Below are 26,989 nucleotides of genomic sequence, written 5' to 3'. Positions count from 1 at the left end.
GCGGCTGACGCCGCTTGGAAAGACGAAACATTCCAGCAAACACAAGTGGGACGAAGAACCCGGTCCTGACGAGCCCTGGCCCCCGCGGTCAGGGCTCGTTGCTGTTGAGCGGGGCGTGCCAGCACAGCCGGGTGCCGCCGGTGGCAGCGGCCTGCACCTCCAGGCCGCCCGAGCACTGGGTGGCGCGCTTGCGCAGGTTCGCCAGCCCGCTGCGGGCGGGGTTCTCGCCGATGCCGGTCCCGTTGTCGACGATCTCGATGGTCAGTTCCGCGCCGGTGTCGATGGAGACCGTGATCTCGGTGGCCTCGCCGTGCCGCAGCGCGTTGGTGACCGCCTCCCGCACGACCGCTTCGGCGTGCTCGAAGTAGGTGGCGGGCACCGCGGTGTCGACGGCCCCGGACATCCGCACCGATGGTGCGAAGCCGGCGCCGCTGCTGGCGTCGGCCACGGTGTCCAGCAGCCGCCTGCGCAGGCTCACCGGCTCGTCGGTTTCCGGCGCGGAATGCAGGTCGAAGATCGCGGTGCGGATCTCGCGCACGGTGTCGTCGAGCTGCTCCACCGACTGCTGCAACCGCCGCCGCACGTCGGCGTCGGTTGCGCGGCGCAGCGTGCCCTGCAGGCTCAGGCCGGTGGCGAACAGCCGCTGGATCACGTGGTCGTGCAGGTCGCGGGCGATGCGTTCGCGGTCGCCGAACACGTCCAGCTGGCGCTGCGCGCGGTTCTTCGCGGCCAGTTCCAGCGCGATCGCGGTCTGGTCGGCGAACGAGGCCAGCATCGGCACCTGCCCCGGCCCGAACGGCGGATTCCCCTTGCGCCGCAACGCGATCACGGCGCCCGCCCCGGCCTCGCCGGAGTGCAGCGGCACCGCCAGCGCCGGGCCGTAGCCGGGCAGCACGTGCTGCAAGCCGCTGACCGGGGAGGCCGACACGTCCGACTCCAGCACCGGGGTGTCCCCGGTGAGGCTGGCCAGCACCGGCCCGTCGGTGGTCACCGGGATGCCGACCTCGATGTCGGCCTCGCCCGCGACCGCCTCCACCCGCGCCAGTCCGGTCGCGGTTCCCTCCCGCGCCAGCACGATCAGCGCGCAGTCCGCGCGGGAGATCTCCATCGCGCGCTGCGCGATCAGCCGCAGGCCGTCGGCGGTGCTGACCCCGGAAAGCAGCTCCGTGGTGATCTCGCTCGACGCCTGCAGCCAGCGGTGCCGCAACCGGACCTGGTCGAACAGCTGCGCGTTCTCCACGCTCACCCCGGCGGCGGCGGCCAGCGCGCGCAGCACCACCTCGTCGTCCTGGCTGAACTCGCCGCCGTCGAGCTTCTCGGTCAGGTAGAGGTTGCCGAACACCTCGTCGCGCACCCGGATCGGGATGCCCAGGAAGCTGCGCATCGGCGGATGGTGCGCCGGAAATCCGATCGCGGACGGGTGTTCGGTGAGGTCGGCCAGCCGCAGCGGCCGCGGGTCGCGGGTGACCTGGCCGAGCATCCCGTGCCCCTTCGGCAGGCCGCCGATCGCCGTGGTGGTCCCGGCGTCCATGCCCGCGTGCACGAACTGGGTGAACTCGCCGCCGGGGCCGAGCACGCCGAGCGCGCCGTAGCGGGCCTGCACCAGCTCGGTGGCGGTGGTGACGATGCGGTGCAGGGTGCTGTCCAGCTCGAGTTCGGTGCCGATCGCCAGCACCGCGTCCAGCAGGTCCTGCATCCGGTCGCGGGTGCTGATCACCCGGGCCAGGCGTTCCTGCAACTCGCCGAGCAGCTCGTCGAGTCGCAGGTCGCCCAGCGTGGAGGCGACTCCCTGCAGCTGGGAGCTCACCGGGTCGGACGAGGAGGCATCGGGCATCGGCTGGTCCATCGCTCTCGGCGTGCGTTCCGGTGTGCCGCGCTCGGCGCGCGTCGTGACGGCCGGGGCCGTCGCCGGTGGCGCGTGGGCGCGGGGCCGCGCGTGTGCTGCGAGTGTGACCGACCGGACGCGCCGCGGCTACTCCATTCGCGCTGGTCCGGGGTGGTGCGCGCGGGCGTGTCGGATCAGCTCTCGGCGGGGGCCTCCGGGGGGCGTGCGCGCTCCGGCGACCCGGCGCTTTCCGGGGGTGCGCTGTTCTCGGTGGTTGCGGCGTTCTCGGGCGGTGCGGCGAGTTCGCCGCTCTCGTCGGCGGCCAGCTTGGCCAGCAGTTCGCGCAGCTGATCGGCCTCGGTCGCGGTGAGCCGCTGCAGCATCCCGCCGTTGATCTTCTCGGCGAGCCGGTGCGAGTCCGCGAGCACCCGCCTGCCGTCCGCGGTCAGGTGCAGCACGCGGCGCCGCCGGTCGTAGCTGTCCACGGTGCGCTCGATCAGCGCGCGCTGTTCGAGGCGGGCGAGCATGGCCGCGAGGGTGGCCTTGTCGATGGCCGCGCGGCGGCCCAGCGCGGTCTGCTCGATGCCGGGATGTTCGTCGATGGCGGTGAGTGCGGCGTACTGCGGTTTGGTGAGCTGGGGCAGCTCGGACTGCCAGCGCGCGCCGTGGTCCTGCAGGACCCGGCGCATGAGGTGGAAGACGACGTGCTCCAGGTGCTGCACTTGGCGCGCTCCTCCCGCTGAGGGTGTCTCGGAACGGTTGCGTAGTGGGTGGGGAACCTCGTTACGCCCGCCGGCGCCGTGTGCCGCCCCCCCGTCGTTGGCTCTGCCCGGTATTCGCTCGCCCCCGGCGGCCGCGGGCCCGGCTGATCGGTGGCCCGCCATTCTAGATCCCGGCCGCTGCGCGGTTGCGCACGCCGGTCCGGTTCGGGCGGTTCCGGGTACCCGGTGGCCTGGTGGCCGCGGGCAGTTCGCGCCACCAGGTGTTAGTATGTAGACGAACGTTCGCATACGAACTATTATTCTCGGTGGGCGGGAGGTCCGGCGTTGCGGCTGATCATCGGGATGACCGGGGCGACCGGGGCGCCGCTGGGCGTCCGGCTGCTGGAAGAACTGCACGAGCAGCCCGAGGTGGAAACGCACCTCGTGCTGAGCCGCTGGGCGCGCACCACGATCGAGCTGGAAACCGGTTACAGCGCCCGCGAGGTCGGCAAGCTCGCCGACGTGGTGCACGGCTCGGGTGATCAGGGCGCTTCGATCTCGTCCGGCTCCTTCCGGACCGACGGGATGGTCGTCGTGCCGTGCAGCATGAAGACCCTCGCGGGCATCCGCACCGGGTTCGCCGACGGCCTGGTGGGGCGGGCGGCCGACGTGGTGCTCAAGGAACGCCGCAAGCTCGTGGTCGTGCCGCGGGAGACGCCGCTCAGCGAGATCCACCTGGAGAACATGCTCGCGCTCTCGCGCATGGGCGCGGTGATGGTTCCGCCGATGCCCGCCTTCTACAACAACCCGTCGTCGGTCGGGGACGTGGTCGACCACGTGGTCGCCAGGGTGCTCGACCAGTTCGGCCTGCCCGCGCCCGCCGCCCGCCGGTGGAACGGGCTCGCCGAAGCGCGGCGGGACGACGAGCGCTGAGCCGGTACGTCCGGGAACGAGCCGCCGATGGGCATCCGGCGAGCGGTGAGGAGGAGATCTTGGCCTACGACGACCTGCGGTCCTATTTGGACGCATTGGAGAAGGAGGGGCAGCTGCTGCGGGTGCCGGAACGGGTCGAACCGGAACCGGACCTGGGCGCGGCCGCGAACGCCGCCGCACGGCTCGGCGAGAACGCGCCCGCGCTTTACTTCGACGACGTCAACGGGTTCGTCGACCCCCGGATCGTGCTCAACGCGCACGGTTCCTGGGCCAACCACGCCATCGCGATGGGCCTGCCGCCTTCCACGTCCACGCGGGAGCAGGTCGAGGAGTTCATCCGCCGCTGGGAAGACTTCCCGGTCGCCCCGCAGCGCCGCGACGATCCGCCGTTCGCGGCCAACACCAGCGACGACGTGGACCTGTTCGACGTGCTGCCGCTGTTCCGGCTCAACGACGGCGACGGCGGCTTCTACCTGGACAAGGCCGCGGTGGTCTCGCGCGACCCGGACGACCCGGACAACTTCGACAAGCAGAACGTCGGTACCTACCGGCTGGAGGTGAAAGGCCCGAACCGGCTCGGGATGCAGCCGGTGCCGATGCACGACATCGCGCTGCACCTGGGCAAAGCCGAGGAGAAGGGCGAGGACCTGCCGGTGGCCATCGCACTCGGCAACGACCCGCTGATCACGGTCGTGGCGGGCACCCCGCTCGGCTACGAGCAGTCCGAGTACGAGATGGCCGGTGCGCTGCGCGGCGCGCCCGCTCCGATCGCCACGGCCCCGCTGACCGGGTTCGACGTGCCGTGGGGCTGCGAAGTCCTGCTGGAAGGTGTCGTGGAGGGCCGCAAGCGGGAGATCGAGGGCCCGTTCGGCGAGTTCACCGGGCACTACTCCGGCGGCCGGAACATGACCGTGGTGCGCATCGACCGGATCTCCTACCGCAGCAAGCCGCTGTTCGAGTCGCTGTACTTGGGCAAGCCGTGGACCGAGATCGACTACCTGATCGGCCCGGCCACCTGCGTGCCGCTGTACCAGCAGCTGCGCGCGGACTTCCCCGAGGTGCAGGCGGTCAACGCGATGTACACGCACGGGCTGCTGGCGATCGTGTCCACCAAGAAGCGCTACGGCGGTTTCGCCCGCGCGGTCGGGTTGCGCACCATGACCACGCCGCACGGGCTCGGCTACACCAAGGTCGTGATCGTGGTCGACGAGGACGTGGACCCGTTCGACCTGCCGCAGGTGATGTGGGCGCTGTCGACGAAGGTCAACCCGGCCAGCGATCTGGTGAACCTGCCGAACATGTCGGTGCTGGAGCTGGACCCGGGTTCGCAGCCGCCGGGGATCAGCAACAAGCTCGTGATCGACGCGACCACCCCGGTCGCGCCCGACACGCGCGGGCACTACAGCCAGCCGGTGCGGGACCTGCCGGAGACCGAGCGGTGGATTTCCCGGCTGCGCACGTTGCAGGGCAAGTGAGACGAGAGGAGCCGACGATGTGTCCTCGTTGCGCCGCTGAAGGACTGCGGCGGCTGGCCGTGTCGCCGGTCGCCGGGGTGTGGGAGGTCTGGCAGTGCGAACGCTGCCTCTACACCTGGCGCAGCACCGAACCGGACCGCCGCACCAAGCGCGAGTCCTATCCCGACGCGTTCAAGATGACCCAGGCCGACATCGACGAGGCGCCGCAGGTTCCCGCGATCCCGCCGTTGCGCCGGACGAGCTGATGAACGCGCTGATGTGGGAGGCACGCGCGCCGGAGGGCAAGCGGGACGAACTGCTCGCCTGGGTGCGCGCGCACGGCGTGCCCGCGTTGCGCGCGAGCGGCGGGGAGGACCTCGCGGTGTACCGCTCGGCCGACCGGGTCGTGGTCATCGCGCACTTCGCGGGCGAGCCGGTGCGGCTGCCCGAGCCGCCGGAGGAGCTCAGCGCCCGCCCGCCGCACCAGTGGCCGTTCGAGAAGTGCTCGCCGCAGTGAGCGCGGTCGTTCCGAGCGAACGGACCGTTCGACCGATCTAGCGGGACGAACGGTCCGTTCGCTCCTCGATGGAGCCGTGTTGGGTGCAAGGGTCCTGACAGGCGTGGTTGAGGCCCGGGACCGCGACGGACTCGACGGGGCAGCGGCGGTCGATGGTGCACCAGGAAAGCACTCCGCCCAGCGCGCACACCGCCGCGGAGATCACCATCGCCCTGCCGAACCCGCTGCCCACCGTGGCACCGGGGCCGGTCATGCCCGCCACCAGCGGCAGCACCGCGACGGCGACCAGCCCGGCCAGCCGGGAGATCGCGTTGTTCACCCCGGAAGCCACCCCGGCCCGCGCCGGTTCCACCGCGGCCAGCACCGCCGAGGTCAGCGGTGCCACGGTCACCGCCAGGCCGAGCCCGAACACCAGCACTCCGGGCAGCACACCGGTCAGGTAGGACGATCCGGGCACCGCCAAGGTCATCAGCGCCAGCCCGGCCGCGCAGCCGAACGGGCCGATCGTCATCGGCAGCCGCGGGCCGGTTCGCTGGGCCAGCGCACCCATCCGGCCGGACAGCAGCAGCATGATCACGGTGATCGGCAGGGTGGCGATCCCGGCCTCCAGCGCCGAGTAGCCGAGGGTCTGCTGCAGTTGCAGCGACAGCAGGAACAGCGCGCCGCTCAACGCCGAGTACACCGTGAACGTGGTCAGGTTCGCACCGGTGAACTGGCGGTTCGCGAACAGCGCCGGCGGCATGATCGGCCCCTTCGTCCGCGACTCCACCAAGGGGAACGCCACCAGCCCGGCCACTCCGGCGGCGAGCGCCACGGCGGTCAGCACGTTCCAGCCGTGCACGGGCAGTTCGATCAGGGCGTAGATCGCCCCGGCCAGCCCGAGGGTGATGGCCGCGGCTCCGGCCAGGTCCGGCGCTCCGGTGACGCCGGTGCTGCGGGTTTCCGGCACGTGCCGGGCGGTGACCACCAGCGCCACCGCGGCGATCGGGAGGTTGATGAAGAACACCCAGCGCCAGGACACCGCGTCCACCAGCCAGCCGCCGACGAACGGGCCGAGCGCGGAGGAAACCCCGGTCAGCCCGGCCCAGGTGCCCACCGCCCGCCCCCGGTCGTCGGGCCGGATCGTCGAGTTGATCAGCGCGAGGCTGCCCGGCACCAGCAGCGCCCCGCCGACGCCCTGCACCAGCCGGGCGATGATCAGCACCGCGCCGTCCGGCGCGAGCCCGCATCCCAGCGAGGCGAGCGTGAACACCACCAGCCCGATCTGGAACACCAGCCGCCGCCCGTAGCGATCGCCCAGCGCCCCGCCGAGCAGCAGCAGCGCGCTGAGCGTGAGCAGGTAGGCGTCCAGCACCCATTGCAGCACCGCGAACCCGCCACCGGTGTCCCGGCCGATGGCGGGCAGCGCCACGTTGACCACCGAACCGTCCAGGAACGCGACCCCGGAGCCGAGGATGGTGGCCACGATGATCCAGCGGCCTGCCCGGCCGCCGAGCGCCACGGTCGGCGGGGCTGACGGAGCTTCCATGCTGGCCTCTTCCGCTGGGTACCTCGTTCGGGGTCCGGGCGACTCGCCGAGGATAAGCGTGCGCGCCGGGGCGCGGCACCTGTCCACTGTGGAGTGTTGACGGGGTGGGGTGCGCTGCGTACAAACAGCCTCGGCGTTGGCGATCGTGAGCGGGGGTGGCCGGTGACCGGACTCCGGGTCGCGGGGCCGCGGGTCGGTGAGCTGCAGGTCGGCGGGTTGGGGGCCGGCAGGCACGGTCCACTGCTCGGCGTGGACGATCCGGCTCCGGACCTGAGCTGGCGGCTGCTGGGCGACTCCGGCCACCAGAGCGCCTGCCGAGTCCAGGTGTTCGACGAACGCGGGGAACAGCTGTGGGACAGCGGGGTCGTCGAATCCGGCTGCGCCGGACTCGGCTACGGCGGCCCGCGGCTGCCCGCGCGCACCCGGGTCGAGTGGCGGGTCCGGGTGCGCGACCAGGACGACCGCTGGTCGCCTTGGAGCGAATGGGCCGGCTGGGAAACCGGCCTGCTGACGCGCGCGGACTGGGGCGGGGCGCGCTGGATCGCGCATCCGCGGCGCGGGCCGGGCGACCCGCTGCCGATCTTCGCGCGGGCTTTCCGGGTGAGCGGTCCGGTCCGGCGCGCGCGGCTGTACGTGTGCGGGCTCGGCGTGCAGGTCGTGACGCTCAACGGCCGCCCCGTCACCGACGAGGTGCTGGCCCCGGGGAACTCGAACTACCAGCGATCCGCCGAGTACCGGACCTACGACGTCACGGAGTCGGTGCGGTGCGGGCCGAACACGCTCGGCGTCCGGCTGGGCCACGGCACCGCGCACGTGCACCGGGACGGCACGAACTCCGGTCTGCGCGACGCGTATTCGTGGTGGACCAGTCACGACACCGCCTCGGGGGTGCTGAGCGCGGACGCCCGCGCAGGGGACGACTCGGTCCGGGCCACCGGCACCAGCGGCTACTTCGTGGGCGGTTCCGTGCACGTCGGCGAGGGCGAGCAGCTGGAGGACCGGTGGATCACCGCGCTCGGCGACGAGTCGATCACCTTCGCGCCGCCGCTGGAGCGGGCGCACCCCGCCGGCACGCCTGTCGCAGGGTCCGGCGACCCGGTGGCGGATGTCGACCCGAGCGCCGGTGCCGCGGTGCCGCCGCGAATGCTGGCGAGGCTGGAGCTCACCACCGCCGGCCGCGAGGAGGCGATCGTCAGCGGGCCGGAGTGGCGCACCGCGCTCGGCCCGGCGGTCACCGACAACTGGTTCTCGGGCACCGATCACGACGCCCGCCGGGAGCAGCCCGGCTGGGACGAGCCGGGCGCCGACCACTCCGCCGAAGCTGTGCGCCGCGACGGGAGCAGGACCGGCTGGATCGACGCGATGCCCGCGGCGCCGCCGAACCTGGCCACCGAGCTGGTGCGGCGCGCGGGCCCGCCGGTGCGCGTGGTCCGCGAGTGGGAGCCGGTGACGGTGCGCGAACCGGAGCCGGGGATCCAGGTGTTCGACCTCGGGCAGAACATCGCCGGGTGGCCGGAGTTGCGGCTGCCTCCGGTACCCGCGGGAACCGCGATCAGCCTGCGGCCGGGGGAGGCGCTGACCGAGGACGGCCGCGTGGACCAGACTTCGATCCGCGACGCCACCCGCGGCACCGACGTGCTGCACACCTACATCGCAGCGGGCTCACCGGAGGGGGAGCGGTGGCGGCCCGCGTTCCAGTACTTCGCGATGCGGTTCGTCGAAGTCGCCGCACCGGAAGGGATCCGGCCCGGACTGCGCGGACTGCAACTGCGTGCCGATGCGGCGCCTGCCGGAGCAGTGCGCACTTCGGACGGCCGGATCAACCGGCTGCACCGGATGGCGCACTTCTCGGTGGCGGCGAACCTGATGTCCGTGCTCACCGATTGCCCCGGCCGGGAGAAGCTGGCTTACGGCGCGGACTACACGCATCCGATCGGCGTGCTCTCGCGGCACTTCGACCTCTCCGCGTACCTGCGCACGATGCAGCGCCACCTCGTCGAAGGTCAGGCGGGGCGCGGTCCGCGGGCGGGCAACGTGGCGTTGAAGGCCCCGGTCTACGACTGGGGCTACACCGGGGATTTCGGCGACGAGGTCAACTGGGGCAACGCGATCGTGCTGGTGCCGTGGCTGCTGCACCGGCTCTACGGCGACACCCGGACGATGGCGCAGCACTACTCGGCCATGACGGCTTACCTGGATTACCTGAGCCGGCGCAAAGCGAACGGCCATCTGGTGACCGGGCCGCTCGGCGATTGGGTCGGAGCGGAAGACACCTCGGGTGAGCTTACCGGGACCTGGGGTTATTACCTGACTACCCGGCGGCTCGCCGACATGGCCGGAATCCTCGGCCGCACAACGGATTTCCGCGAGTTCTGCGCGCTCGCGGAGGCGATCGCGGGCGCGTTCCACGACCGCTTCTTCGACGCCGAGCTGGGTTGCTACACCGGCGACGGCGCCACCTCCGGCGCGACGCAGGCCGCGCAAGCGCTCCCGCTCGACGCGGGCATGGTGCCGGAAGCGGAACGCCCGCGGGTGCTGGATGCGCTGCTCGGCCGAATCCACCATCGGGACGGTCCGCGGCTGCTCGCCGGCCACATCGGACTCGGCCCGGTGGTGCGGGTGTTGCGCGACGCCGACCGCGACGACGTGCTGTGGGCGGCGCTGCGCCGGGACGAGGTGCCGGGTTATGGCGCGTTCCTGCGGGATCACCCGCAGAATCCCGGTGGGCTGACCACGATCCCGGAGCAGTGGGACATGGTGAACTCGCTGAACCACATGATCCTCACGCAGATCGACGAGTGGTTCCACACCGGGATCGCCGGGATACGCCAGGAACCCGGCTCGGTCGGCTTCCGGCGACTGCTGATCCGGCCGAAGCCCGTGGGCGATCTGCGGTGGGCCGAAGGCCACTACCGCGCGCCCGCGGGGCGCATCGAGACGCGATGGCGGCGCGACGGGACGGATTTCACGCTCACCGTGCGCATTCCGCCGAACGCATCGGCGCGGGTCCAGCTGCCGGGGCGAGTTTCCTGCAGGGGATCGCCAGGTGTCGCGGAGGAGAGCGCCGCCGGTGCGGTCTTCTCCGCGGGCCCGGGCACCCACACCTTCACGTCCGACCTGGAGCCGGAATGATCCGTACGGTACGCGTGCAATGCCGGAAATCACGCTCAGTGGCAACGAGATCCGCCGTGCAAGGTGGGAAAAACGAGATCTGGCGAGAAATGGACACCGGGGTTCTCCGCGGCGGCTGCGGTCGGTCACCGTATGGATCCAGTTCATCGGGCGGACAGAGGTGCGTGTGAGCGGAGCGGAATCCGAGTGTCCGGGGCCGGGTACGCGCGGCCGCGGTGCGGTCCGGCGCGCCACGTGGGTGCCCGGCGCCGCCGAACTGTCCGATGTGGAACTCCTGCTGGACGGTGCTTTCCCGGCGCTGAGCGGATTTCTCGATGCCGCCGACGTCGAGTCCGTGCGCACCCGGCAACGCCTGTGCGACGCGACCCCTTGGCCCGCCCCGATCACGTTGACCGTGCCTGCGGAAGTGGCCGCCGCGGACGAGATCGAACTGCAGGACTCCGAAGGCGCACCTGTCGCCGTGGTCAGCAACGTCGCGGCCTGGTCGGACGCCGACGGCAGCCATGCCGCCGGACCGGTACGCGCCGCCGCGGCGCCTACGGGCGCGCTGCGCAGAATGCGCCCGCCGGCCGCCAGTGTGCGGGAAAACCTGTCGCACGGCCCCGTTCTGGCGATGCTTCCGGAAAAACCCTTGCACCACAAGGAGATCGCGCAGCTGCGCGAGCTGGTCGCCGAGCACGGGGCGCACCTGCTGCTGCTGCCCCGGATGATCGGGCCGCGCCCGGAAGTCCTGGTGCAGGCAGTGCTGGCCGCACGCCCGGAACTGCCGCCGGACACGACGGTCGTGCCGGTGCCGCTGGCGCAGCGGCCCGATCCGAAGCGGGACGCGCTGCTGACCGCGCACGTCGCCGCCGCCTACGGAGCCACCCACCTGATCAGCGAGCATCCGCTGGAACAGCCGCCGATTCCGGGCTTGGAGCCGCCCGAGGTGGTGCGCGAGGACACCGGCCGCTGGCGCCCGGCCGCGCAGGTCGAGCCGAGCAGGCGGCTTCCCGGCCTCAGCGCTGAAGAACTGCGCGCACACCTGGACCGGGGCGACCCGCTGCCGAGCTGGTTCACCACGCCCGCCATCGCCGAGCAGCAGCAACGGCTGCATCCACCGCTGTCCCGGCGCGGCTTCACGGTGCTGTTCACCGGACTTTCCGGAGCGGGCAAGTCCACGATGGCGCGTGCATTGCGGGACGAGCTCACGCAGTACGACCACCGGGCCGTGACGCTGCTCGACGGGGACGTCGTGCGCCGCACGTTGTGCGCGGGACTGGGCTTTTCCGCTGAGGACCGCAGCCGCAACGTGCGCCGGATCGGGTTCGTGGCCTCCGAAGTCACCCGGCACGGCGGCGCCGCGATCTGCGCGCCGATCGCGCCGTACCGCGCCGACCGCGATGCGGTGCGCGACATGGTCGAGGAATCGGGCGGATTCGTGCTGGTGTACGTGGCGACGCCGTTGGGCGAGTGCGAGCGCCGCGACCGCAAGGGCCTCTACCGCAAGGCCCGCGCCGGGACGCTGCCCGAGTTCACCGGCGTCTCCGCGCCGTACGAGGTGCCCGCCGATGCGGACCTGGTGCTGGACACCTCCGGGCTGTCGCAGGACGAAGCCGTCGACGAGGTCGTCGCGCTGCTGCGGCGACGAGGCTGGGTGGGCCGGTGGAACCCGCATTAGCCGAGCTCGCCGCACCGAACCCGGGAGTGGCGGTCACCGGCCTGCTGACCGGGCTGCTGGTGGGACTGACCGGGATGGGCGGCGGCGCGTTGACGATGCCCCTGCTCACGCTGGTGTTCGGGGTGCCGCCGTTGGCAGCGGTGTCCTCCGACCTGGTCGCCAGCGCCGTCATGAAGCCGGTCGGGGCGCTGGTGCACCTGCGGCGGAAAACCGCGGACGCGCGGCTGGTCGGCTGGCTGTGCCTGGGCTCGCTGCCGTGCGCGGTGGTCGGATCGCTGTTCGCGGGTTCGCTCGGCGACGGTGCGGAATCGTCGTTGAAGACGTTGACCGGTGTGGCGGTACTGCTGGCCGCGATCATGCTGTTCGCCCGGATGCTGCTGGCGAAACGCAGACCCGCGGCAGGCCCCGCCTCGGTGCGGCCGTTGCCGACCGCGCTGCTCGGCGCCGTGGCCGGGCTCATCGTCGGCACCACCTCGGTCGGTTCCGGTTCCATCATCATCGTGTGCCTGCTGCTGACGAACCGCTCGCTGAGCTCGGCGCGGCTGGTCGGCACCGACCTGGTGCAGGCCGTGCCGCTGGTGCTGGTCGCCGCCTGCGGGCACCTGTTCACCGGCGAAGTCCACTTCGGAATCGTCGGTTCGCTGCTGGTGGGCTCGCTGCCCGGAGTGCTGGTCGGAGCGCTGATCTCGGCCCGCGTCCCGGACCGGCCGATCCGCGTGCTGCTCGGCGGAATGCTGGCGACCACCGCAGTCATGCTCCTGGGCGCGAACGCGATCATCGGCGCGTCGTTGGGCGTGCTGGTGGTGCTCGCGGCAGCGGTCTCCCCGGTCGCGCACCGGGTGTTCTCCCGTGCCCGCCCTGGCGCGCGGAACGAAGAGTTGACGTCGGACGAGGAGGTACCGGGTGAGCGCGGACGATCACGAACTCGCCGCACGACTGGCGCGGGAAGCCGGCGAGAGCCTGCTGGACCTGCGGGAGCGGACGGCGTCCACAACGGACCCGAAAGCCCTCGGCGCGGAGGGTGACCGCACGGCGCACGACCTGCTGGTCGCCGCGCTCGCGCAAGCCCGCCCGCAGGATCCGGTGCTGTCCGAGCACGGCGTTTCCGGGCCACCGCGGGAATCCGCCGACCGGGTCTGGATCATCGACCCGCTGGACGGGACCCGCGAGTTCTCCGAAGCCGGACGCACCGACTGGGCCGTGCACGTGGCACTGGCCGAGGATCATCAGATCACCGCGTCCGCGGTAGCGCTGCCCGCGCACGGCCGGGTTCTCGGCACCGGTGCGCCGCCGAAGCAGCCGAGCCACGGCATCGCCCACCCTCGGCTGGCGGTCAGCCGCAGCCGCCCGCCGGAATTCGTGCGCGAGCTCGCCGAATCGCTCGGCGCCGAGACCGTTCCGATGGGCTCCGCCGGCGCGAAGATCAGCGCGGTGGTGCTCGGCGAGGTCGACGCCTACGTGCACGCGGGCGGGCAGTACGAATGGGACAGCGCAGCGCCGGTCGGCGTGGCCCGGGCGGCCGGACTGCACACCAGTCGGGTGGACGGCTCGCCGCTGCACTACGACCTGCCGGACCCGTGGTTGCCGGATCTGCTGGTGTGCCGCCGGGAACTGGCCGCGGACCTGCTGGCCGCGCTGCCCGGGAACCTGACCGAGGGGAGTCGCTGATGCCGTCCGGACCGTCCCGATCGGACGTCCTGGAGTCCGAGGCGCTGCACCTGATCCGCGAAGTGGCCGCCGAATTCGACCGCCCCGCGCTGCTGTTCTCCGGCGGCAAGGACTCCGCGGTCCTGCTGCGCCTGGCGGAGAAGGCGTTCGCACCCGCTCCGATCCCGTTCCCGGTGCTGCACGTGGACACCGGGCACAACTTCGACGAAGTGCTCGACTTCCGGGATCGCCGCGTCGCCGAGCTGGGAGTGCGCTTGGTGGTGGCCGGCGTGCAGGACTCGATCGATGCGGGCCGGGTGGCCGAGCCGACGGGCCGCTGGCCCAGCCGCAACCGGGCGCAGACGGTGACGCTGCTGGACGCCGTCGCCGAGCACCGCTTCGACGCCCTGTTCGGCGGCGCGCGCCGCGACGAGGAACGCGCGCGGGCCAAGGAGCGGATGCTGTCCTTCCGGGACTCCTTCGGGCAGTGGGATCCGCGCAACCAGCGCCCCGAGCTGTGGAACGTCTACAACGGACTGATCCGGCCCGGCGAGAGCGTGCGCGCGTTCCCGCTGTCGAACTGGACCGAACGCGACGTGTGGACCTACGTGGAACGCGACGGTGTCGAGCTGCCGCCGCTGTACTTCGCGCACACCCGCAAGGTGTTCGAGCGCGACGGGATGTTGTTGGCGGACAATCCGTTCCTGCACCGCGACCCGGACGAGCCGCTGGTGGAGCGATCCGTGCGGTTCCGCACGGTCGGCGACATGACCTGCACCGGCGCGGTTGCATCGGAAGCGTCCACGGTGTCCGAAGTGCTCGCCGAGATCGCCGCGACCCGGGTCACCGAGCGCGGCCAGACCCGCGCCGACGACCGCACGAGCGCGGCCGCGATGGAGGACCGCAAGCGGGAGGGATACTTCTGATGAGCCCGAGTTCTCCGGCCGGACCGGCCGTTCCCGCGGACGCGTTACCCGGAACCGCTGCGGACGCGGACGGTTTCACCCCGGCCGACGGCCTGCTGCGGTTCGCCACCGCAGGCGCGGTCGACGACGGCAAGAGCACCCTGATCGGCCGGTTGCTGCACGACTCGAAGTCGCTGCTGGCCGACCAGGTCGAAGCGCTGGAGCAGGCCAGCGCGGAACGCGGCGACGACGTGCTGGACCTGGCGATGCTCACCGACGGCCTGCGCGCCGAGCGCGAGCAGGGAATCACCATCGACGTGGCGCACCGCTACTTCGAGACCGCCCGTCGCGCGTTCATCATCGCCGACACCCCGGGTCATGCCCAGTACACCCGGAACATGGTCACCGGGGCGTCCACTGCGGACCTGGCGATCGTGCTGGTCGACGCACGGCACGGCTTGACCGAGCAGAGTCGCAGGCACGCCGTGCTGGCCGGGCTGCTGCGGGTTCCGGAGGTCGTGCTCGCGGTGAACAAGATGGACCTGGTCGACTACGACGAGCAGGTTTTCCGCGACGTCGCGGCCGTATTCGCCGAGTTCGTCGGGCACGGGTGCACCGCGATACCGCTGTCGGCACTGCACGGCGACAACGTGGTGGAACGCTCGGCCGCCATGCCCTGGTATGACGGGCCGGCGCTGCTGGAGCACCTCGAGCAGGTCCGCATCGCGGACGACAACTCCACAATGGACTTCCGGATGCCGGTGCAGTGCGTCATCCGGGCGCCCGAGCGCGATTACCGCGGTTACGCCGGCCAGATCTCCGGCGGCTCGGTGGCAGCGGGCGATGAGGTGCTGCACCTGCCCTCCGGGATGCGATCCCGAGTGTCCTCGGTGGACACCGCGGATGGCGCGCTGGTCAGCGCGCAGGCTCCGCTGTCGATATCGCTGCGACTGGCCGACGACATCGACGTCGGTCGCGGGGATCTGCTGTGCGCCGCGGCGAACGCCCCGGAACCGGCGGACGAGCTGTCCGCGACGGTGTGCTGGATGACCGCGGCGGCACCGCTGCGGCCCGGCACGCGGCTGCTGTTCAAGCACACCACGCGCACCGTCAAAGCCGTCGTTACCGAGGTTCGGCACCGGCTGGACGTCACCACGCTGAGTCGGGAGCCGGCCGCCGAGCTCGGGCTCAACGACATCGGCGAGGTCGGACTGCGCCTGGCGCAGCCGATCTTCTGCGACCCCTACGAGCGCAACCGGCTCACCGGCGGCGGAGTGCTCATCGACGAGACGACGCACGCCACGGCGGGCGCCGTCCTGATCACCGAGGCGAACCCCGGTACGCGCAGTTGATCGGCGCGTGCTGCCGGGCAGCTACGACAAGGAGTTGAACGCAATGGTCAAGATCATCGGAGCCGGGTTCGGCCGCACCGGCACCGCATCGCTGAAGGCGGCGCTGGAACACCTCGGCTACGGCCCCTGCTACCACATGTTCGAGGTGATCGCGCAGCCCGAGCGGGCGCAGGACTGGGAGCTGGCGATGGACGGCCGGGTCTCCGATTGGCAGCAGGTGCTCGGCGGATTCGAGTCCACAGTGGACTGGCCGGGCTGTGCGTTCTACCGCGAACTGATGGATTTCTACCCGGACGCCAAGGTGTTGCTGACCGTGCGCGACCCGGAACGCTGGTACGACAGCACCTACGGCACGATCTACCAGTTCGTGCAGGACCCGCCCGGCGACGACGACTTCAGCGCCAAGCTGCGCCCGACCATCGAGCGGATGATCTGGAACGGCACGTTCGACGGCCGGTTCGAAGACCGCGCGCACGCCATCGACGTCTTCGAACGGCACAACGCCGAAGTGCAGCGCGTGGTGCCCGCCGACCGGCTGCTGGTCTACCGCGTCGGCGAGGGCTGGCAGCGGCTGTGCGACTTCCTCGACGTGCCGGTGCCGCAGGAGGAGTTCCCGCACGTCAACGATTCCGCCTCGATCCGCGACCTGGCCGCGCAGGTCAGCGCCGATGGCGAAGTGCCGTCCCCGTTCACCAGCGCTTGATCCGGAGATGTCCATGTCATCTGACTCCTTCTCGATCGGCCGCCGCGCGGTGCTGCGAATGCTGGCCGCGGCTCCCGCCGTGCCCGCGCTGATCGGCACCGCAGGCACCGCCGGCGCCGCCGCGTCCCCGGGCGCCCGCGCCGGGCAGGGCCTCATCACCCGCCCCGACCTGCAACCGCCGCTGGTGGAGATCAGCACTCCGGCCGCGAACACCGAGCCCGGGCACGTGCTGCTGACCCCGGCCGGAGCCAACGTGCTCAACGCCGAGGCGGCCGCACCGCGCGCGGCGACACAGCCCGGTGCGCTGATCATGGACGATCTCGGCCAACCGGTGTGGTTCAGCCCGCCCGCCGAGGGCGTGATCGCCAACCTCCAGGTGCAGCGCTACCAGGACCGGCCGGTGCTGACCTTCTGGGAGGGCGCGATCGAGGTGCCGCCCGGTTTCGGCAACGGGCAGTACGCCGTGCTGGACGAGAGCTACCGGCGGATCGCGACCGTGCGCGCGGCCAACGGCCTGCAAGGCGACATGCACGAGTTCGTGATCACTCCGCGCGGAACCGCGCTGCTGCTGATCTACTCCGAGGTGCGCGCGGACACCACGCCGGTCGGCGGGCAACCGAACTCGAAGGTGCTGGAAGGCGTCCTGCAGGAAATCGACATCGCTTCCGGGCAGCTGCTGCTCGAGTGGCGCAGCCTGCAACACGTCGGGCTGGACGAGTCGCTGCTGGCGGTGCCCAAGGACCCGGAGCAGTGGTTCGACTACATCCACCCCAACGCGATCTGCGAGGACGGTGACGCGCTGCTGGTCTCCGCGCGCTGCACGCACTCGGTGTTCCGGATCGACCGGGCCAGCGGCGAGGTGACGTGGCGGCTCGGCGGCAAGCGGAGCGACTTCGCCATGGGTCCGGACGCGGCGTTCGCCTGGCAGCACGACGCGCGCCGCCAGCCGGACGGGACGATCACCATCTTCGACAACGCCGAAGCCGCACCAGGTCGCGGCCGCTCCCGCGCGCTGTCGCTGGCCGTGGACGAGACCGCCCGCACCGCGAACGTGGTGCGCAGCAACGAAAGCCCGGAAGGGTTGCTGGCGCCGAACCAGGGCAACATGCAGGTGCTGGCCAACGGGCACGTCTTCGTCGGCTGGGGCGGAGAGCCGTACTTCACCGAGTTCGGCGCGGACGGCGAGGTGCTGTTCCACGGCAGGTTCACCGAGTCGATCACGTCCTACCGCGCGTTCCGCTCGGCGTGGGTGGGCAAGCCGCTGGACGCCCCGGCCGTTGCCGGGCTGCCGGGCAACGGCTCGACCAGCGTTTACGCGAGCTGGAACGGGGCGACCGAAGTGGTGACCTGGCGGGTGCTGGCCGGGCCGGACGAGGCGAACCTGGCTCCGGTGCAGGACGCGCCGAAGACCGGGTTCGAAACCCGGGTCGACATCGCGGGTGCGCAACCGTTCGTGTCCGTGGAGGCCCTCGACGCCGGGGGAGCCGTGCTCGGCGCCTCGCCGCCTGCCCGGGTGGGCTGAGAGCCGATCGCTTGGAGTGAAGGGACTTTTCCCGCCGAGGAGTCCCTTCACTCCGCGGAAACGGCGCGGCGAGCGGGCTCGTGCCGGCCGCGAGGCCCGGACGGTGTCCGCGACCGGTTCGGACAGTAGGCTTCCTCCGGATCCGACACCCGGAGGGGGAAGCGATGCAGCCTGCGATGAACGAGCACCTCACCGGGCTCCGATGCATCCAGTGTGGACGGTTGCATCCGGTCGCGGACCATCCGGCGGGCTGCGAGCACTGCCGGGATCAAGGCAGCGCGGCGAACCTGCGCTGCGAGTACGACGACGACCGGCCGCGGCTGTCGCTGACGGGCGCGCGCAGCCTCGGCGAAGGCGGCACGCCGCTGTTCCCGCTGCCCGCCGAGGTGGCCGGTCTCGACGTGTGGGTGAAGAACGAGGCGGCCAACCCGACCGGTTCGCACAAGGACCGGTTCAGCTGGGGCGCGGTCGGCCGCGCCGCCGCTGCCGGGTACGCGGGCATCGCCGCTGCTTCCTCCGGCAACGCCGCGTTGTCGCTGGCCGCTTACTCCGCGGCGTACGGCTTGGCGTGCGAGGTCGCCGTCACCACCGACATCCCCGATGTGCTCGCCGGGGCCGTCCGGGACACCGGTGCCACGCTGCACGTTTTCGACAGTGCCGAGCAGCGCTGGGACTTCCTGCGCGGCCGCACCGGTGATCCGGGCACGCTCGTGGTCACCAACTACACGCGCCCGGTAGCGGGCGGTTCACCGTTCGGGATCGACGCGATGCGGGCCATCGGTTGGGAGATCCGCTCCGGCCTGCAACGCCTGCCGGAACACGTGGTGATCCCCGTTTCCCGCGGCGACCTCGCCTACGGCGTGTGCCTCGGCTTGCAGCAGATGGCGCGCAGGCACGGAGAATCGTGCCCACGGGTTCATCTGGTCGAGCCGTTCCCGAGGCTCGCCGCGGTCCGCGCGGGAGCCGGCGTGCACGACAGCTTCACCGGCTCGGCCGCCGGAACCCCGTCGATCGGCGGGGATTCGACGACGGTGCAGGCGTTGCGAGTCCTCGACGACACCGGCGGATCGCCCGTGGTGCTCTCCTCCGAAGTGGAGGATGCCCGGATCCGCTTGGCACGCATGGGGATTCTCTGCGAAGGCACGTCCGCCACCGTGTTGCCCGCGGTGGAGGAGTTGCGCGGGCGCGGTGTCGCCGCACCCGGCGAGTCCATTGTGGTCGTACTGACGTCACATCCGTTCAACGGCCTCTGAACCCGAAGCGGGTTCACTCGGGCCCCGTCGTGTAGATCCCGTGCGGATACGGGTGGTACCCCTTGGTTCCGACAGCGCGGGCGACGGGACTGCGCACGTCCTCGTCGGCCTGCAGCAGATCCAGGACGTGGCGGAAGTCGTACCGCGGTCGCCAGCCGAGTTCCGCGCGGGCGCGGGAACTGTCGTAAACCCGGTCCAGCCCGGGGAACATCCGCCACCCGCGGCGGGCGTACTCGCCCGGCTGGTCCGGGAACAACCGGGACACCACAGCCTGCGCATCCGTGCGCAGCTGCGCGGAATCCTCCCGGCTGAACGGGGGAGTGGCGCTGATGATGTAGCGCCCGAAGCCGATGCGCGGAGCTTCGGCCAACGCGAGGCGGTGCGCGTCGACGACGTCCTGGAGGTCGACGCGGCGGTACAGGTACTCGTTGACCTTCGTGTTCATCCCCTCGTAGGCGGCCCGCACCTCGTCGCGGTCGTCGTCCTCCGGGAAGAACCGGGAAGTCCGCAGCACCACCACCGGCAGGCCGTGTTCGCGGTGCAGCAGCTCGGCCACGTTCTCGGCGGCGATCTTGGTGACGCCGTAGATGTTGCGCGGCACCGGCTCGACGTCCTCGGTGATCCACGCCGCCGGCTGATCCGGCTCGGGTGTCAACGCGCGGCCGAACGCGCTGGTGCTGCTGGTGAACACGAAGCTTTCCACCCCGGCGGCGGCGGATTCCTCCAGCAGCGCCAACGTGCCGGTGACGTTGGTGTCCACGAAGTCCTGCCGCTCGTGCGAGCTGACGTGCGGCTTGTGCAGCGTGGCCGCGTGCAGCACGCCCGTCACGCCCTGCAGGCACCGCCGCAGCAACGCCCGGTCGGTGATCGAGCCGGTGACCGTGGTGAACCGGGACTCCACCAGGTCGAGCCCGACCACGTCGCGTCCTTCGGCGCGGACGCTGCGCACCAATGCTTCCCCGAGGTGCCCGGCGCTGCCGGTCACCAGAATCCGTTCCGCACGCACCCCGCAGACGTTACGGACTCCGGGCGCGACCAGGAAACCGATTTCGGCGACTCAGCTTCGCCGCGGCTCAGCTCACACCAGCACGTCGGCCGCCTCCACCACGGGCAGGTCGTCCCGCGGCACGACCGGATTCTCGAACAGCGCTCCATTGTGGAACCCCGGAACCGTGCGCACGTACCGGCCCCGGATCCGGTCGTAGTAGTCCAGCAACTTCGCATTGGTGGCCCAGGCGGTGTAGCGGACGATCGTGACGCCCGTCCGCGCCGCGTGCGAAGCCGCCCAGCGCCCGAGGCAGGTGCCGATGCCGCGTCCCGCGTGCGAACGTTGCACCACCAGCTTGTGCAAGTAGCGAGCGGGAGTGCGCAGCTCCTCTTCGGTCCACAGCACCGGTGATCCGTGCGGGGTGCTGGTGACCGTGGCCACCGGCTCCCCATCCGGCTGCAGTGCCGCCATGAACGTGGACCCCTCGTGGATCCAGTCCACCATGCGCTGCCGGTCCGCCGGGCGGTTCCACTGGTCGGTGCCGTGCTCGGTCTGCAGCCAGTCGGCGGCCTCCTCCCGCCACCGCAGCAACAGGTCCATGTCGTCCACAGTGGCCGTACGCACGTGCAGCGTGGGCGGATTCATCCGGCGGCCTCCTCGGTTTCCTTGGCGGAGAGGGCGAACAGTTCGCGGAAAGCAGCGGTCAGCCGGGCACCGTGCTCGTTGAGCACCTTCCCGTCCGGACCCGTCGCCGCGCTGGCGGTGACCAGCATTCCCAGCGATGCGCCGGTCTCCAGCTCGGCACCGCGCGTGGGCAGGCCCACGGCCGCGCACTCACCTTCGGCGCACTCCAGCAGACCCGCACCGGCACGACGCCACACCAGCCGATCCCCGTCCAGCGCGTACACCCCGCTGCGCGGAGCGGTGGTCACCACGGCGGTGCGGCCGGTGTGCCGGACGGCGAGCTGCACGCCCGGCGCGGGAGCCGGGTCGTGCTCGCCGCTGGTGCGCCTGCCTTGCCGTTCCAGCGCGTGCCGGTTCAGCAGCGGGACGTGCCCTTGGGCTCGTTCGATCTCGCCCAGCAACCACGTCGAGCTCTGCGGCCGGGCGTTGAGCTCCAACACGGCCACCGAGTCGCCGCGCACGATCAGGTCGACCCCGAACACGCCGCGGTAGCCGCGTCCGGCCAACCCGGCTCCCACTCGTTCGACCGCTTCTCGCGCGCGTTCCATGGCGATCGCGGAAACGCGTTGCGGCGCTTGGAAATCGCAGCCGCAGTAGGCCCCGAACTCGAAGCCCGCCTCGGGCAGGCCGGCGAACTGCACCGAGGGCCTGGTCACGCCGACCGAGCCGTCCATGCCGACGAATCCGTGGAAGTTCAGCGCCGTGCCGTCGAGGAATTCGCTGATCAGCCAGTCGCCTGCCGCCGGTTCGCGCGCCCGTGCCGCGCGCAGCTCCGCATCGGTGCGCACCAAGTAGGTCCCCAGGCCGCCCGAGCCGACCGGGCGTTGTGCCACGAACGGCGAGCCCAGCCCGCGAACCAGCGCCGGGTGTGAGAGCGACTGCGCGGCGACGACCTCGCCGACCGGGACGGGCAGGCCGCGGTCGGCGAACCAGGCCCGCATCCGGGTCTTGTCGTTGAGGTCGGCGGGTGCCGTCCGCTCCGGTTCCCGGGCGACCAGCGATGCCCAATGTCGCGGCACCTCGGGCCTGGTCGCGGACAGCAGCGGCGGTTGGCCATGCGCGCGCACCCGCGCCGGCGGGGTCAGCGAAGCCTTCATCGCCTTGATCCCGCAACGCCGCACATCCCTGCGCGAACCCTGCTGATGTTCCAGCGAGCAGGTCCGCACGCCGAAGCGCTGCGCCCATTCGGGATCCGCGGACTCCGCGGAGGCCAACCAGGTCAGCGCACCCGCGCGCAGCAGCGGAAGCGCATTGACCGCGCGCGTGACGAAGTCGATCAGGCCTCGTTCGCGCAGCGCCCGGTCACCGTCCTCGGTCGATCCGATCGTCGGACGCACGGTTCCCTCGCAATCGGACTGGCGGACGCGCGGCGCTGAAGCTGCTCTTCATCGATACCGCAAGGCCATCGCCCGGGACAGAGCAACGCCGGATGATCACCTGGCTGTGGGCCGGGGTTCGTCGGATCCGGTGCAGCCGATCGTCTGGCGTTGCCGGACCGCCCTCGGTGGTGGTCCGAATAGCCGTTCGCGGCGCTGGGAAACCTCCTGCTGGCGAGAGGAGGCACCGATGGCAGCGCTGACCCCGGACTGGGAGACCGACCGCCGCCGCTTCGCCGAGCGCGTCGGAGCCGGCGCGGGACTCGCCGGCTCCGGCGCGCCGGGCGGGACCGGCGGACTCGCCGACCAGCGGGCGCAGATCTGGTCGCCGCTGGCGGGCCGGTTCGCCGACCTCGGCCGCGACGTGTTCGCCGAACGGACGTTGCGCGGTGTCGTCGATGCCGTCCTCGCGGTGGCGGTCCGGAGCGTTCCCGGTGCGGAGTTCGCCGCGCTGACCCTCACCCGGGCCGGCGAACCGCTGCACACCGCCGGCACCCGGAACGCCGCAGGCGGCCCGGACGAGCGGGCCGCGGCGTTGGACGACGTGCAGAGCGGCGCAGTCCAAGGGCCGTTCCACGATGTCAGCAGGCAATCCGGGCCCGGCGCGCTCGCCTGCCCGGACCTGACCGGCGAACCGGCGGAGTTCGCCGCTGCGGCGGCGCGGTGCGGTCTGCGCAGTCTCGGCGCCGCCGGTGTGTTCCCGGCGGGTGGCGGTGTTCGCGGTGCGTTGACGGCGTACTCGGCTAGTCCGGGGACGTTCGACGACTCCGCGGCCGACCGGCTGCTCGTGCTGGCCTGCTTCGTCGCGGCCGCGCTCGGCACCACCGATGCGGTCACCGCGGGCGAGCTGGCGCAGCGCAGCATCACCGAGCCGGTGCGCAGTTCCGTCGCCATCGAACGCGCCACCGCCGTGCTCGTCGAGCGGCGCGGCCTGAGCCCGCAGGACTGCTACGACGTGCTCCGGCGCGCCACGACCGAACTCGTCGGCAGGTGATCGGCGGCGCCCTTCACCGGGGCATCGGCGGATCACTGCCGGACGATGACCACCGGGCAGTTCGAGTGCACCGCGCACCGCTGGCTGGTCGAACCCAGCAACGCACCGTAGAAACTTCCGTGCCCGCGGCTGCCGACCACCAGCAGCCGGGCGTCGCCGGAGGCGTCGAGCAGCGCTTGCGCCGAGTGCCCGTGCACGACCTCGCGCTGGACCTGCACCGGACTGCCCGCGGCGACCTCGTCCACGGCCTCGTTCATGCTGCGTGCCGCGGTGTCCTGGAATTCATCGGGCGGCATCGGCCCGCCCTCCCAGCTGTAGAAGGCGGGGTACTCCCAGGCGACCACGGCGCGCACTTGGGAGTTGGTGAGTTCGGCCTGTTCCAGCGCCCAGCGCAATGCGGACCGGGAGGGTTCCGAACCGTCCACTCCGACCACGATGACGTTCTGCGTTGCGGTGTCCACGTCGCACCTCCGTAGCCTTCCGGCAGCGGATTCCAGTGTCGGCCGGAGCTTCGCCGGCTGGCAACGATGTTGCGGCGAGTCGTCGACGGTGCGTGCCCGACCATTCGTCCAGGGGTCACCCGGCTCAGCGGCGGGTTGAGATTTTCCAGTGATGCCAGGCGAATTCGCCGCACGTGATCGTTACTCGACCGGTGTCTTGCCGGTACGGGCGGGACGGGAGTTTGCTTGTGGGGCCATACGTCGCAGACCGCGTAGGGGGCAACGATGACCACAGCGCAGAACCCGACCACGGGCCGCTACCTCGTCCTGCTGCAGGACGATGCCACCGTGCTCGGCGCCCGCGAGCTCAACCGGGTCGCCGGGATCCGCGCCGCCAGCACCGCCGACGCCGCAGGCGCCGCGCCGGGGGAGCTGTTCAGCAGCGCGGGCGGCGTCGTGCTGCACGACCTCGGCGTGGCGCTGATCGACGCCGACCAGGACCAGGTGGCCACGCTGCGGAACTCGATGCAGCAGCGCGGTACCGCGCTGGCCGCGCTGGAGCCGGAGCGCCGGGTGTTCGCGATCGGCTCTCCGCAGCCACCGGACGACACCGAAACGACCTGGGGCCTGAAAGCGGTCGGCGCCGACAGCGCCGCGTCCACCGGCAGCGGTGTCCGGGTGGCGGTGCTCGACACCGGTTTCGACCAGCAACACCCGGATTTCGCCGGCCGCGACGTGGTGACCGCGTCCTTCGTGGAGGGCCAGGACGCGCACGACGGGCACGGCCACGGCACGCACGTGATCGGCACTTCGTGCGGCCCGCGGACGTTGCAGGCCGGGCCGGGCTACGGGATCGCCCCGGAAGCTTCGATCTACGCCGGGAAGGTGCTCAGCGACGAAGGTTCCGGCGGTGACGGCGGAATCCTGTCCGGGATCCAATGGGCCATCGCCAACAACTGCCCGGTGGTGTCCATGTCGCTCGGCGCGCCGACCCAGCCGGGCCAGCCGTTCTCGGACGCATTCGAGCGGGTCGCGCAGCGGGCCATGCAGCGCGGCACGCTGATCATCGCGGCTGCGGGCAACGAGAGCCAGCGCTCCGCCGGTGTCGTGGCGCCCGTGGGGCATCCGGCGAACTGCCCGTCGGTGATGGCCATCGGCGCCGTCGACGAGCAGGGCCAGATCGCCGACTTCTCGTCCGGCACGGTCGACGAGATCGGGCAGGTCGACTTGGCCGGCCCCGGCGTGGACGTGTACTCCAGCTGGCCCGGCCAGGAGCGCTACCGCAAGCTCAGCGGAACCAGCATGGCCACCCCGCACGTCGCCGGGGTCGCCGCGTTGTTCGCGCAGCAGTTCCCCGAACGCGCTTGGGGACTGTGGGCGCGGTTGACCCAGCGCGGTCGGCGGCTGGCGCTTCCCGCCACCGACGTGGGCACGGGGCTCGTGCACGCGCCCTGACCCGGAGTGCGGCGCGGGCGGACCGGACGGTTCCGGTCCGCCCGCGTTTTGCCGTCGTGGCAAGGGTGTTCAGGTGTGTCGTTCCCCCGAATCGGGTAGTCGGAAGGCGGCCGGTCAGGTGCGCTGAACCGGCGGAGCACCATCAGGTGACCGCGCTGACGAGTCTCGAGCGCGGCCGCTCGGGGGGTCGGCTACGGATGAACGCACACGACGCCGGGGAAGGCGATACCGGCAGGCAATCGGCCGCTCCCGGCCGGCCCGGTGAGCAACGTGCCCGGGAGGACGCCGCGGCGCTGGCACGCCGGGCGAACCGCGAGCTGACCATCGCCGCGGACAGCGCGGCGCAGGCCGCCGCGCCCACCGAGATCCCCGGCGCACGAGGAGAACCGCCCGCGGAATCCGAGATCACCTCCGCCCGCGACGCGCTGCTCGACATCGCCGGGAGGGGACACCGGCTGGCGCACCTGCTCGACAGCCTCGCCTACCGCTACGCGACTCCCGGCCGGGCACGGCCGCCGGACGCGCATGTCGCGCTGGACCAGGCGGCGGCCGCGGCCGAGGATCTCGGCAACTGCGCGAAAGCCGCCGCCCACGCGATCGAAGACGACGAACCGGAGGCCGGCCGCCGCGGCTGAGCGCGTGGCGTGCCGGTCACTGGCGCGCCGGCGCCCGACTCCGTCGCCCATTCCTCGCCGCAGCCGTGCTGCTCGGCGCTTCTCGAGGTGCTCGTACTGCCGCTCGTGCTTGCGGTTCCAGCCCTGCTGAGGCATGGCCTCTTCGCGCTTGCGGGGCGATGCTGGCCATTGATCCACCCGCGAGCTCGCAGCTGCACGCCGCTACGGAGATCGCGCGCACCCGCCCGCGCACCCCTACGCTCACTCGCGGCGAGCCGAGAGAAGGGGAACGACGTGGCTTTTCGCACTGGAACAGGCAACGGTTTGCCGCTGCGCCGCATCCGCGTCCCGCGATGGGCCGAGCAGCGCGGCACGTGGCGCGAGGCGCGGCCGGCGCTGATCGATGCTGCGCTCAAACGCGCCCAGTCCCGGCCATCGGGCAACTGGTTCGTGCTCGCCGGCAGCAGGGAGATCGGTTCCGCGCGCCCGTTCGGCCGGACCGTTGCGGGCGTGGAAATCGTGGCGTGGCGGGACGAAAGCGGCGCGCTGCACGCCGGTCCTGGCGCGTGTCCGCACATGGGCGCGCCGTTGAGCGAGGCGCGGGTGCACTGCGGGCGGCTGGTGTGCCGGTGGCACGGGCTCGAGCTGGGCGAGGACGCGGGCCGGTGGTGGCGCACGTTCCCCGCGCACGACGACGGAGTCCTGGCGTGGGTCCGGCTCGATGCGCAAGGCGGGGAGGAGCCGCTGCCCGAGCCGGTCGTGCCGCACCGTCCGCGGCCGCCGGAGAGCATCGACGCGGTGGCCACGGCGATCGGCGTGTGCGAACCGGAGGACGTCGTGGCCAATCGGCTCGATCCGTGGCACGGCTCGTGGTTCCACCCCTACTCGTTCGCGAACCTGACGGTGCTGCGGGCGCCGGAGGCCGATGCCTCCTCGGACGCCGACGACACGTTCGACGTGGCGGTCACGTTCAAGCTGGCCCGCGGTGTCGGAGTGCCGGTGCGCGCGAGCTTCAGCGCACCGGGGCCGCGCACCATCCTCATGCGCATCGACGAGGGCGAAGGCGTGGGCAGCGTGGTGGAGACGCATGCGACGCCGTTGGGCACGAATTCGCGGGGCGAGCCCACGACCGCGGTGATCGAGGCGGTCGTGGCGCACTCGCCGCGGCCCGGCTTCCGGATGGCACGGCCGGTGGCCGGGGCGGTGCGGCCGTTGATGCGGTGGGCGGCGCTGCGGCTGTGGCGCGACGACCTCGCTTACGCCGAGCGCAGGTACGCGCTGCGCAGGGCCGGTCGCTGAGCGGTTC

At 71.8% G+C, this 26,989-nt stretch carries 24 protein-coding genes; 17 read left to right on the top strand and 7 right to left on the bottom strand.

The features are described 5' to 3' along the window. Positions 1-88: 88 nt before the first annotated feature. Both INP57_RS13990 and INP57_RS13985 read right to left on the bottom strand, forming a co-directional pair. Positions 89-1,846, bottom strand: a complete 1,758-nt coding sequence (locus tag INP57_RS13990; RefSeq protein ID WP_233627520.1) for a sensor histidine kinase — start codon at positions 1,844-1,846, stop codon at positions 89-91. Between the two features lie 173 nt (positions 1,847-2,019). Further along, entirely contained in the window at positions 2,020-2,547 is a 528-nt protein-coding gene (locus INP57_RS13985) for a MarR family winged helix-turn-helix transcriptional regulator (protein ID WP_307850070.1), read from the bottom strand. A gap of 324 nt (positions 2,548-2,871) precedes the next feature. Here INP57_RS13985 and INP57_RS13980 point away from each other — a divergent pair, with 324 nt between their 5' ends. The 4 genes from INP57_RS13980 to INP57_RS13965 are packed head-to-tail and all read left to right on the top strand — an operon-like array spanning position 2,872 to position 5,430. Then, positions 2,872-3,459, top strand: a complete 588-nt coding sequence (locus INP57_RS13980) for a non-oxidative hydroxyarylic acid decarboxylases subunit B (RefSeq protein ID WP_200070622.1) — start codon at positions 2,872-2,874, stop codon at positions 3,457-3,459. Between the two features lie 59 nt (positions 3,460-3,518). Continuing rightward, entirely contained in the window at positions 3,519-4,934 is a 1,416-nt protein-coding gene (locus INP57_RS13975; protein WP_200070621.1) for a non-oxidative hydroxyarylic acid decarboxylases subunit C, read from the top strand. 17 nt (positions 4,935-4,951) lie between these two features. Continuing rightward, complete coding sequence (locus tag INP57_RS13970) at positions 4,952-5,179, top strand: non-oxidative hydroxyarylic acid decarboxylases subunit D (RefSeq protein WP_200070620.1); 228 nt, start codon at positions 4,952-4,954, stop codon at positions 5,177-5,179. Next, positions 5,179-5,430 carry a hypothetical protein gene (locus INP57_RS13965; RefSeq protein ID WP_233627519.1) on the top strand — a complete coding sequence of 84 codons (252 nt, stop codon included), beginning with the start codon at positions 5,179-5,181 and terminating at the stop codon, positions 5,428-5,430. Before INP57_RS13970 ends, INP57_RS13965 begins: the two co-directional genes overlap by 1 nt. A 37-nt stretch (positions 5,431-5,467) precedes the next feature. Here the strand turns inward: INP57_RS13965 and INP57_RS13960 are convergent, their stop codons facing one another. Further along, positions 5,468-6,958 (bottom strand): MFS transporter, encoded by a 1,491-nt coding sequence (locus INP57_RS13960; RefSeq protein WP_200070619.1) that lies wholly within the window; start codon positions 6,956-6,958, stop codon positions 5,468-5,470. 162 nt (positions 6,959-7,120) lie between these two features. On the opposite strand from INP57_RS13960, the gene INP57_RS13955 reads away from it, so the two are divergent. From INP57_RS13955 to INP57_RS13915, 9 genes are all read left to right on the top strand, one after another. Beyond that, complete coding sequence (locus INP57_RS13955) at positions 7,121-10,090, top strand: alpha-L-rhamnosidase (RefSeq protein WP_200070618.1); 2,970 nt, start codon at positions 7,121-7,123, stop codon at positions 10,088-10,090. A 166-nt stretch (positions 10,091-10,256) separates the two neighbouring features. Continuing rightward, entirely contained in the window at positions 10,257-11,750 is a 1,494-nt protein-coding gene (gene cysC / locus INP57_RS13950) for an adenylyl-sulfate kinase (RefSeq protein ID WP_307850069.1), read from the top strand. After that, positions 11,735-12,775 carry a sulfite exporter TauE/SafE family protein gene (locus INP57_RS13945; RefSeq protein ID WP_307850068.1) on the top strand — a complete coding sequence of 347 codons (1,041 nt, stop codon included), beginning with the start codon at positions 11,735-11,737 and terminating at the stop codon, positions 12,773-12,775. Before cysC ends, INP57_RS13945 begins: the two co-directional genes overlap by 16 nt. Continuing rightward, positions 12,687-13,418: a 3'(2'),5'-bisphosphate nucleotidase CysQ gene (locus INP57_RS13940; protein ID WP_233627586.1), complete on the top strand. Its 732-nt coding sequence runs from the start codon at positions 12,687-12,689 to the stop codon at positions 13,416-13,418. The genes INP57_RS13945 and INP57_RS13940 overlap by 89 nt, the downstream gene beginning before the upstream one ends. After that, the gene (cysD, locus tag INP57_RS13935; protein ID WP_200070615.1) at positions 13,418-14,323 is read left to right on the top strand and encodes a sulfate adenylyltransferase subunit CysD; all 906 of its coding nucleotides are present in this window, start codon (positions 13,418-13,420) and stop codon (positions 14,321-14,323) included. Before INP57_RS13940 ends, cysD begins: the two co-directional genes overlap by 1 nt. Then, on the top strand, positions 14,323-15,654 hold the full coding sequence (locus INP57_RS13930) for a sulfate adenylyltransferase subunit 1 (protein WP_200070614.1): 1,332 nt from the start codon (positions 14,323-14,325) through the stop codon (positions 15,652-15,654). Before cysD ends, INP57_RS13930 begins: the two co-directional genes overlap by 1 nt. A 43-nt stretch (positions 15,655-15,697) precedes the next feature. Next, positions 15,698-16,357: a sulfotransferase family protein gene (locus INP57_RS13925; protein ID WP_200070613.1), complete on the top strand. Its 660-nt coding sequence runs from the start codon at positions 15,698-15,700 to the stop codon at positions 16,355-16,357. Between the two features lie 13 nt (positions 16,358-16,370). Then, positions 16,371-17,879 carry an arylsulfotransferase family protein gene (locus INP57_RS13920; RefSeq protein ID WP_233627518.1) on the top strand — a complete coding sequence of 503 codons (1,509 nt, stop codon included), beginning with the start codon at positions 16,371-16,373 and terminating at the stop codon, positions 17,877-17,879. 164 nt (positions 17,880-18,043) lie between these two features. Next, entirely contained in the window at positions 18,044-19,132 is a 1,089-nt protein-coding gene (locus INP57_RS13915; RefSeq protein WP_200070612.1) for a threonine synthase, read from the top strand. Between the two features lie 13 nt (positions 19,133-19,145). On the opposite strand, the gene INP57_RS13910 is transcribed toward INP57_RS13915, so the two are convergent. From INP57_RS13910 to INP57_RS13900, 3 genes are all read right to left on the bottom strand, one after another. Continuing rightward, entirely contained in the window at positions 19,146-20,138 is a 993-nt protein-coding gene (locus INP57_RS13910; RefSeq protein WP_200070611.1) for an NAD-dependent epimerase/dehydratase family protein, read from the bottom strand. Positions 20,139-20,210: 72 nt separating this feature from the next. Further along, entirely contained in the window at positions 20,211-20,765 is a 555-nt protein-coding gene (locus INP57_RS13905) for a GNAT family N-acetyltransferase (RefSeq protein ID WP_200070610.1), read from the bottom strand. After that, positions 20,762-22,141, bottom strand: a complete 1,380-nt coding sequence (locus INP57_RS13900; protein ID WP_200070609.1) for an ATP-grasp domain-containing protein — start codon at positions 22,139-22,141, stop codon at positions 20,762-20,764. Before INP57_RS13900 ends, INP57_RS13905 begins: the two co-directional genes overlap by 4 nt. Before the next feature lie 229 nt (positions 22,142-22,370). On the opposite strand from INP57_RS13900, the gene INP57_RS13895 reads away from it, so the two are divergent. Then, on the top strand, positions 22,371-23,174 hold the full coding sequence (locus INP57_RS13895) for an ANTAR domain-containing protein (RefSeq protein ID WP_200070608.1): 804 nt from the start codon (positions 22,371-22,373) through the stop codon (positions 23,172-23,174). Positions 23,175-23,206: 32 nt separating this feature from the next. Here INP57_RS13895 and INP57_RS13890 read toward each other — a convergent pair whose 3' ends face one another. Continuing rightward, on the bottom strand, positions 23,207-23,635 hold the full coding sequence (locus tag INP57_RS13890; protein ID WP_200070607.1) for a universal stress protein: 429 nt from the start codon (positions 23,633-23,635) through the stop codon (positions 23,207-23,209). A 264-nt stretch (positions 23,636-23,899) separates the two neighbouring features. Here INP57_RS13890 and INP57_RS13885 point away from each other — a divergent pair, with 264 nt between their 5' ends. From INP57_RS13885 to INP57_RS13875, 3 genes are all read left to right on the top strand, one after another. Continuing rightward, on the top strand, positions 23,900-25,069 hold the full coding sequence (locus INP57_RS13885; protein WP_200070606.1) for a S8 family serine peptidase: 1,170 nt from the start codon (positions 23,900-23,902) through the stop codon (positions 25,067-25,069). 197 nt (positions 25,070-25,266) lie between these two features. Next, positions 25,267-25,704 (top strand): hypothetical protein, encoded by a 438-nt coding sequence (locus INP57_RS29555; RefSeq protein WP_233627517.1) that lies wholly within the window; start codon positions 25,267-25,269, stop codon positions 25,702-25,704. 273 nt (positions 25,705-25,977) lie between these two features. Then, positions 25,978-26,982: a Rieske (2Fe-2S) protein gene (locus tag INP57_RS13875; RefSeq protein ID WP_200070605.1), complete on the top strand. Its 1,005-nt coding sequence runs from the start codon at positions 25,978-25,980 to the stop codon at positions 26,980-26,982. The last annotated feature ends 7 nt before the right edge of the window (positions 26,983-26,989 follow it).

It is taken from the genome of Saccharopolyspora galaxeae, from assembly GCF_016526145.1.
In the GTDB taxonomy this organism is placed as follows: Bacteria; Actinomycetota; Actinomycetes; order Mycobacteriales; family Pseudonocardiaceae; genus Saccharopolyspora_C; species Saccharopolyspora_C galaxeae.
The sequence above is the reverse complement of the archived record's forward strand: the minus strand, read 5'-3'. Positions and strand labels throughout refer to the sequence as shown.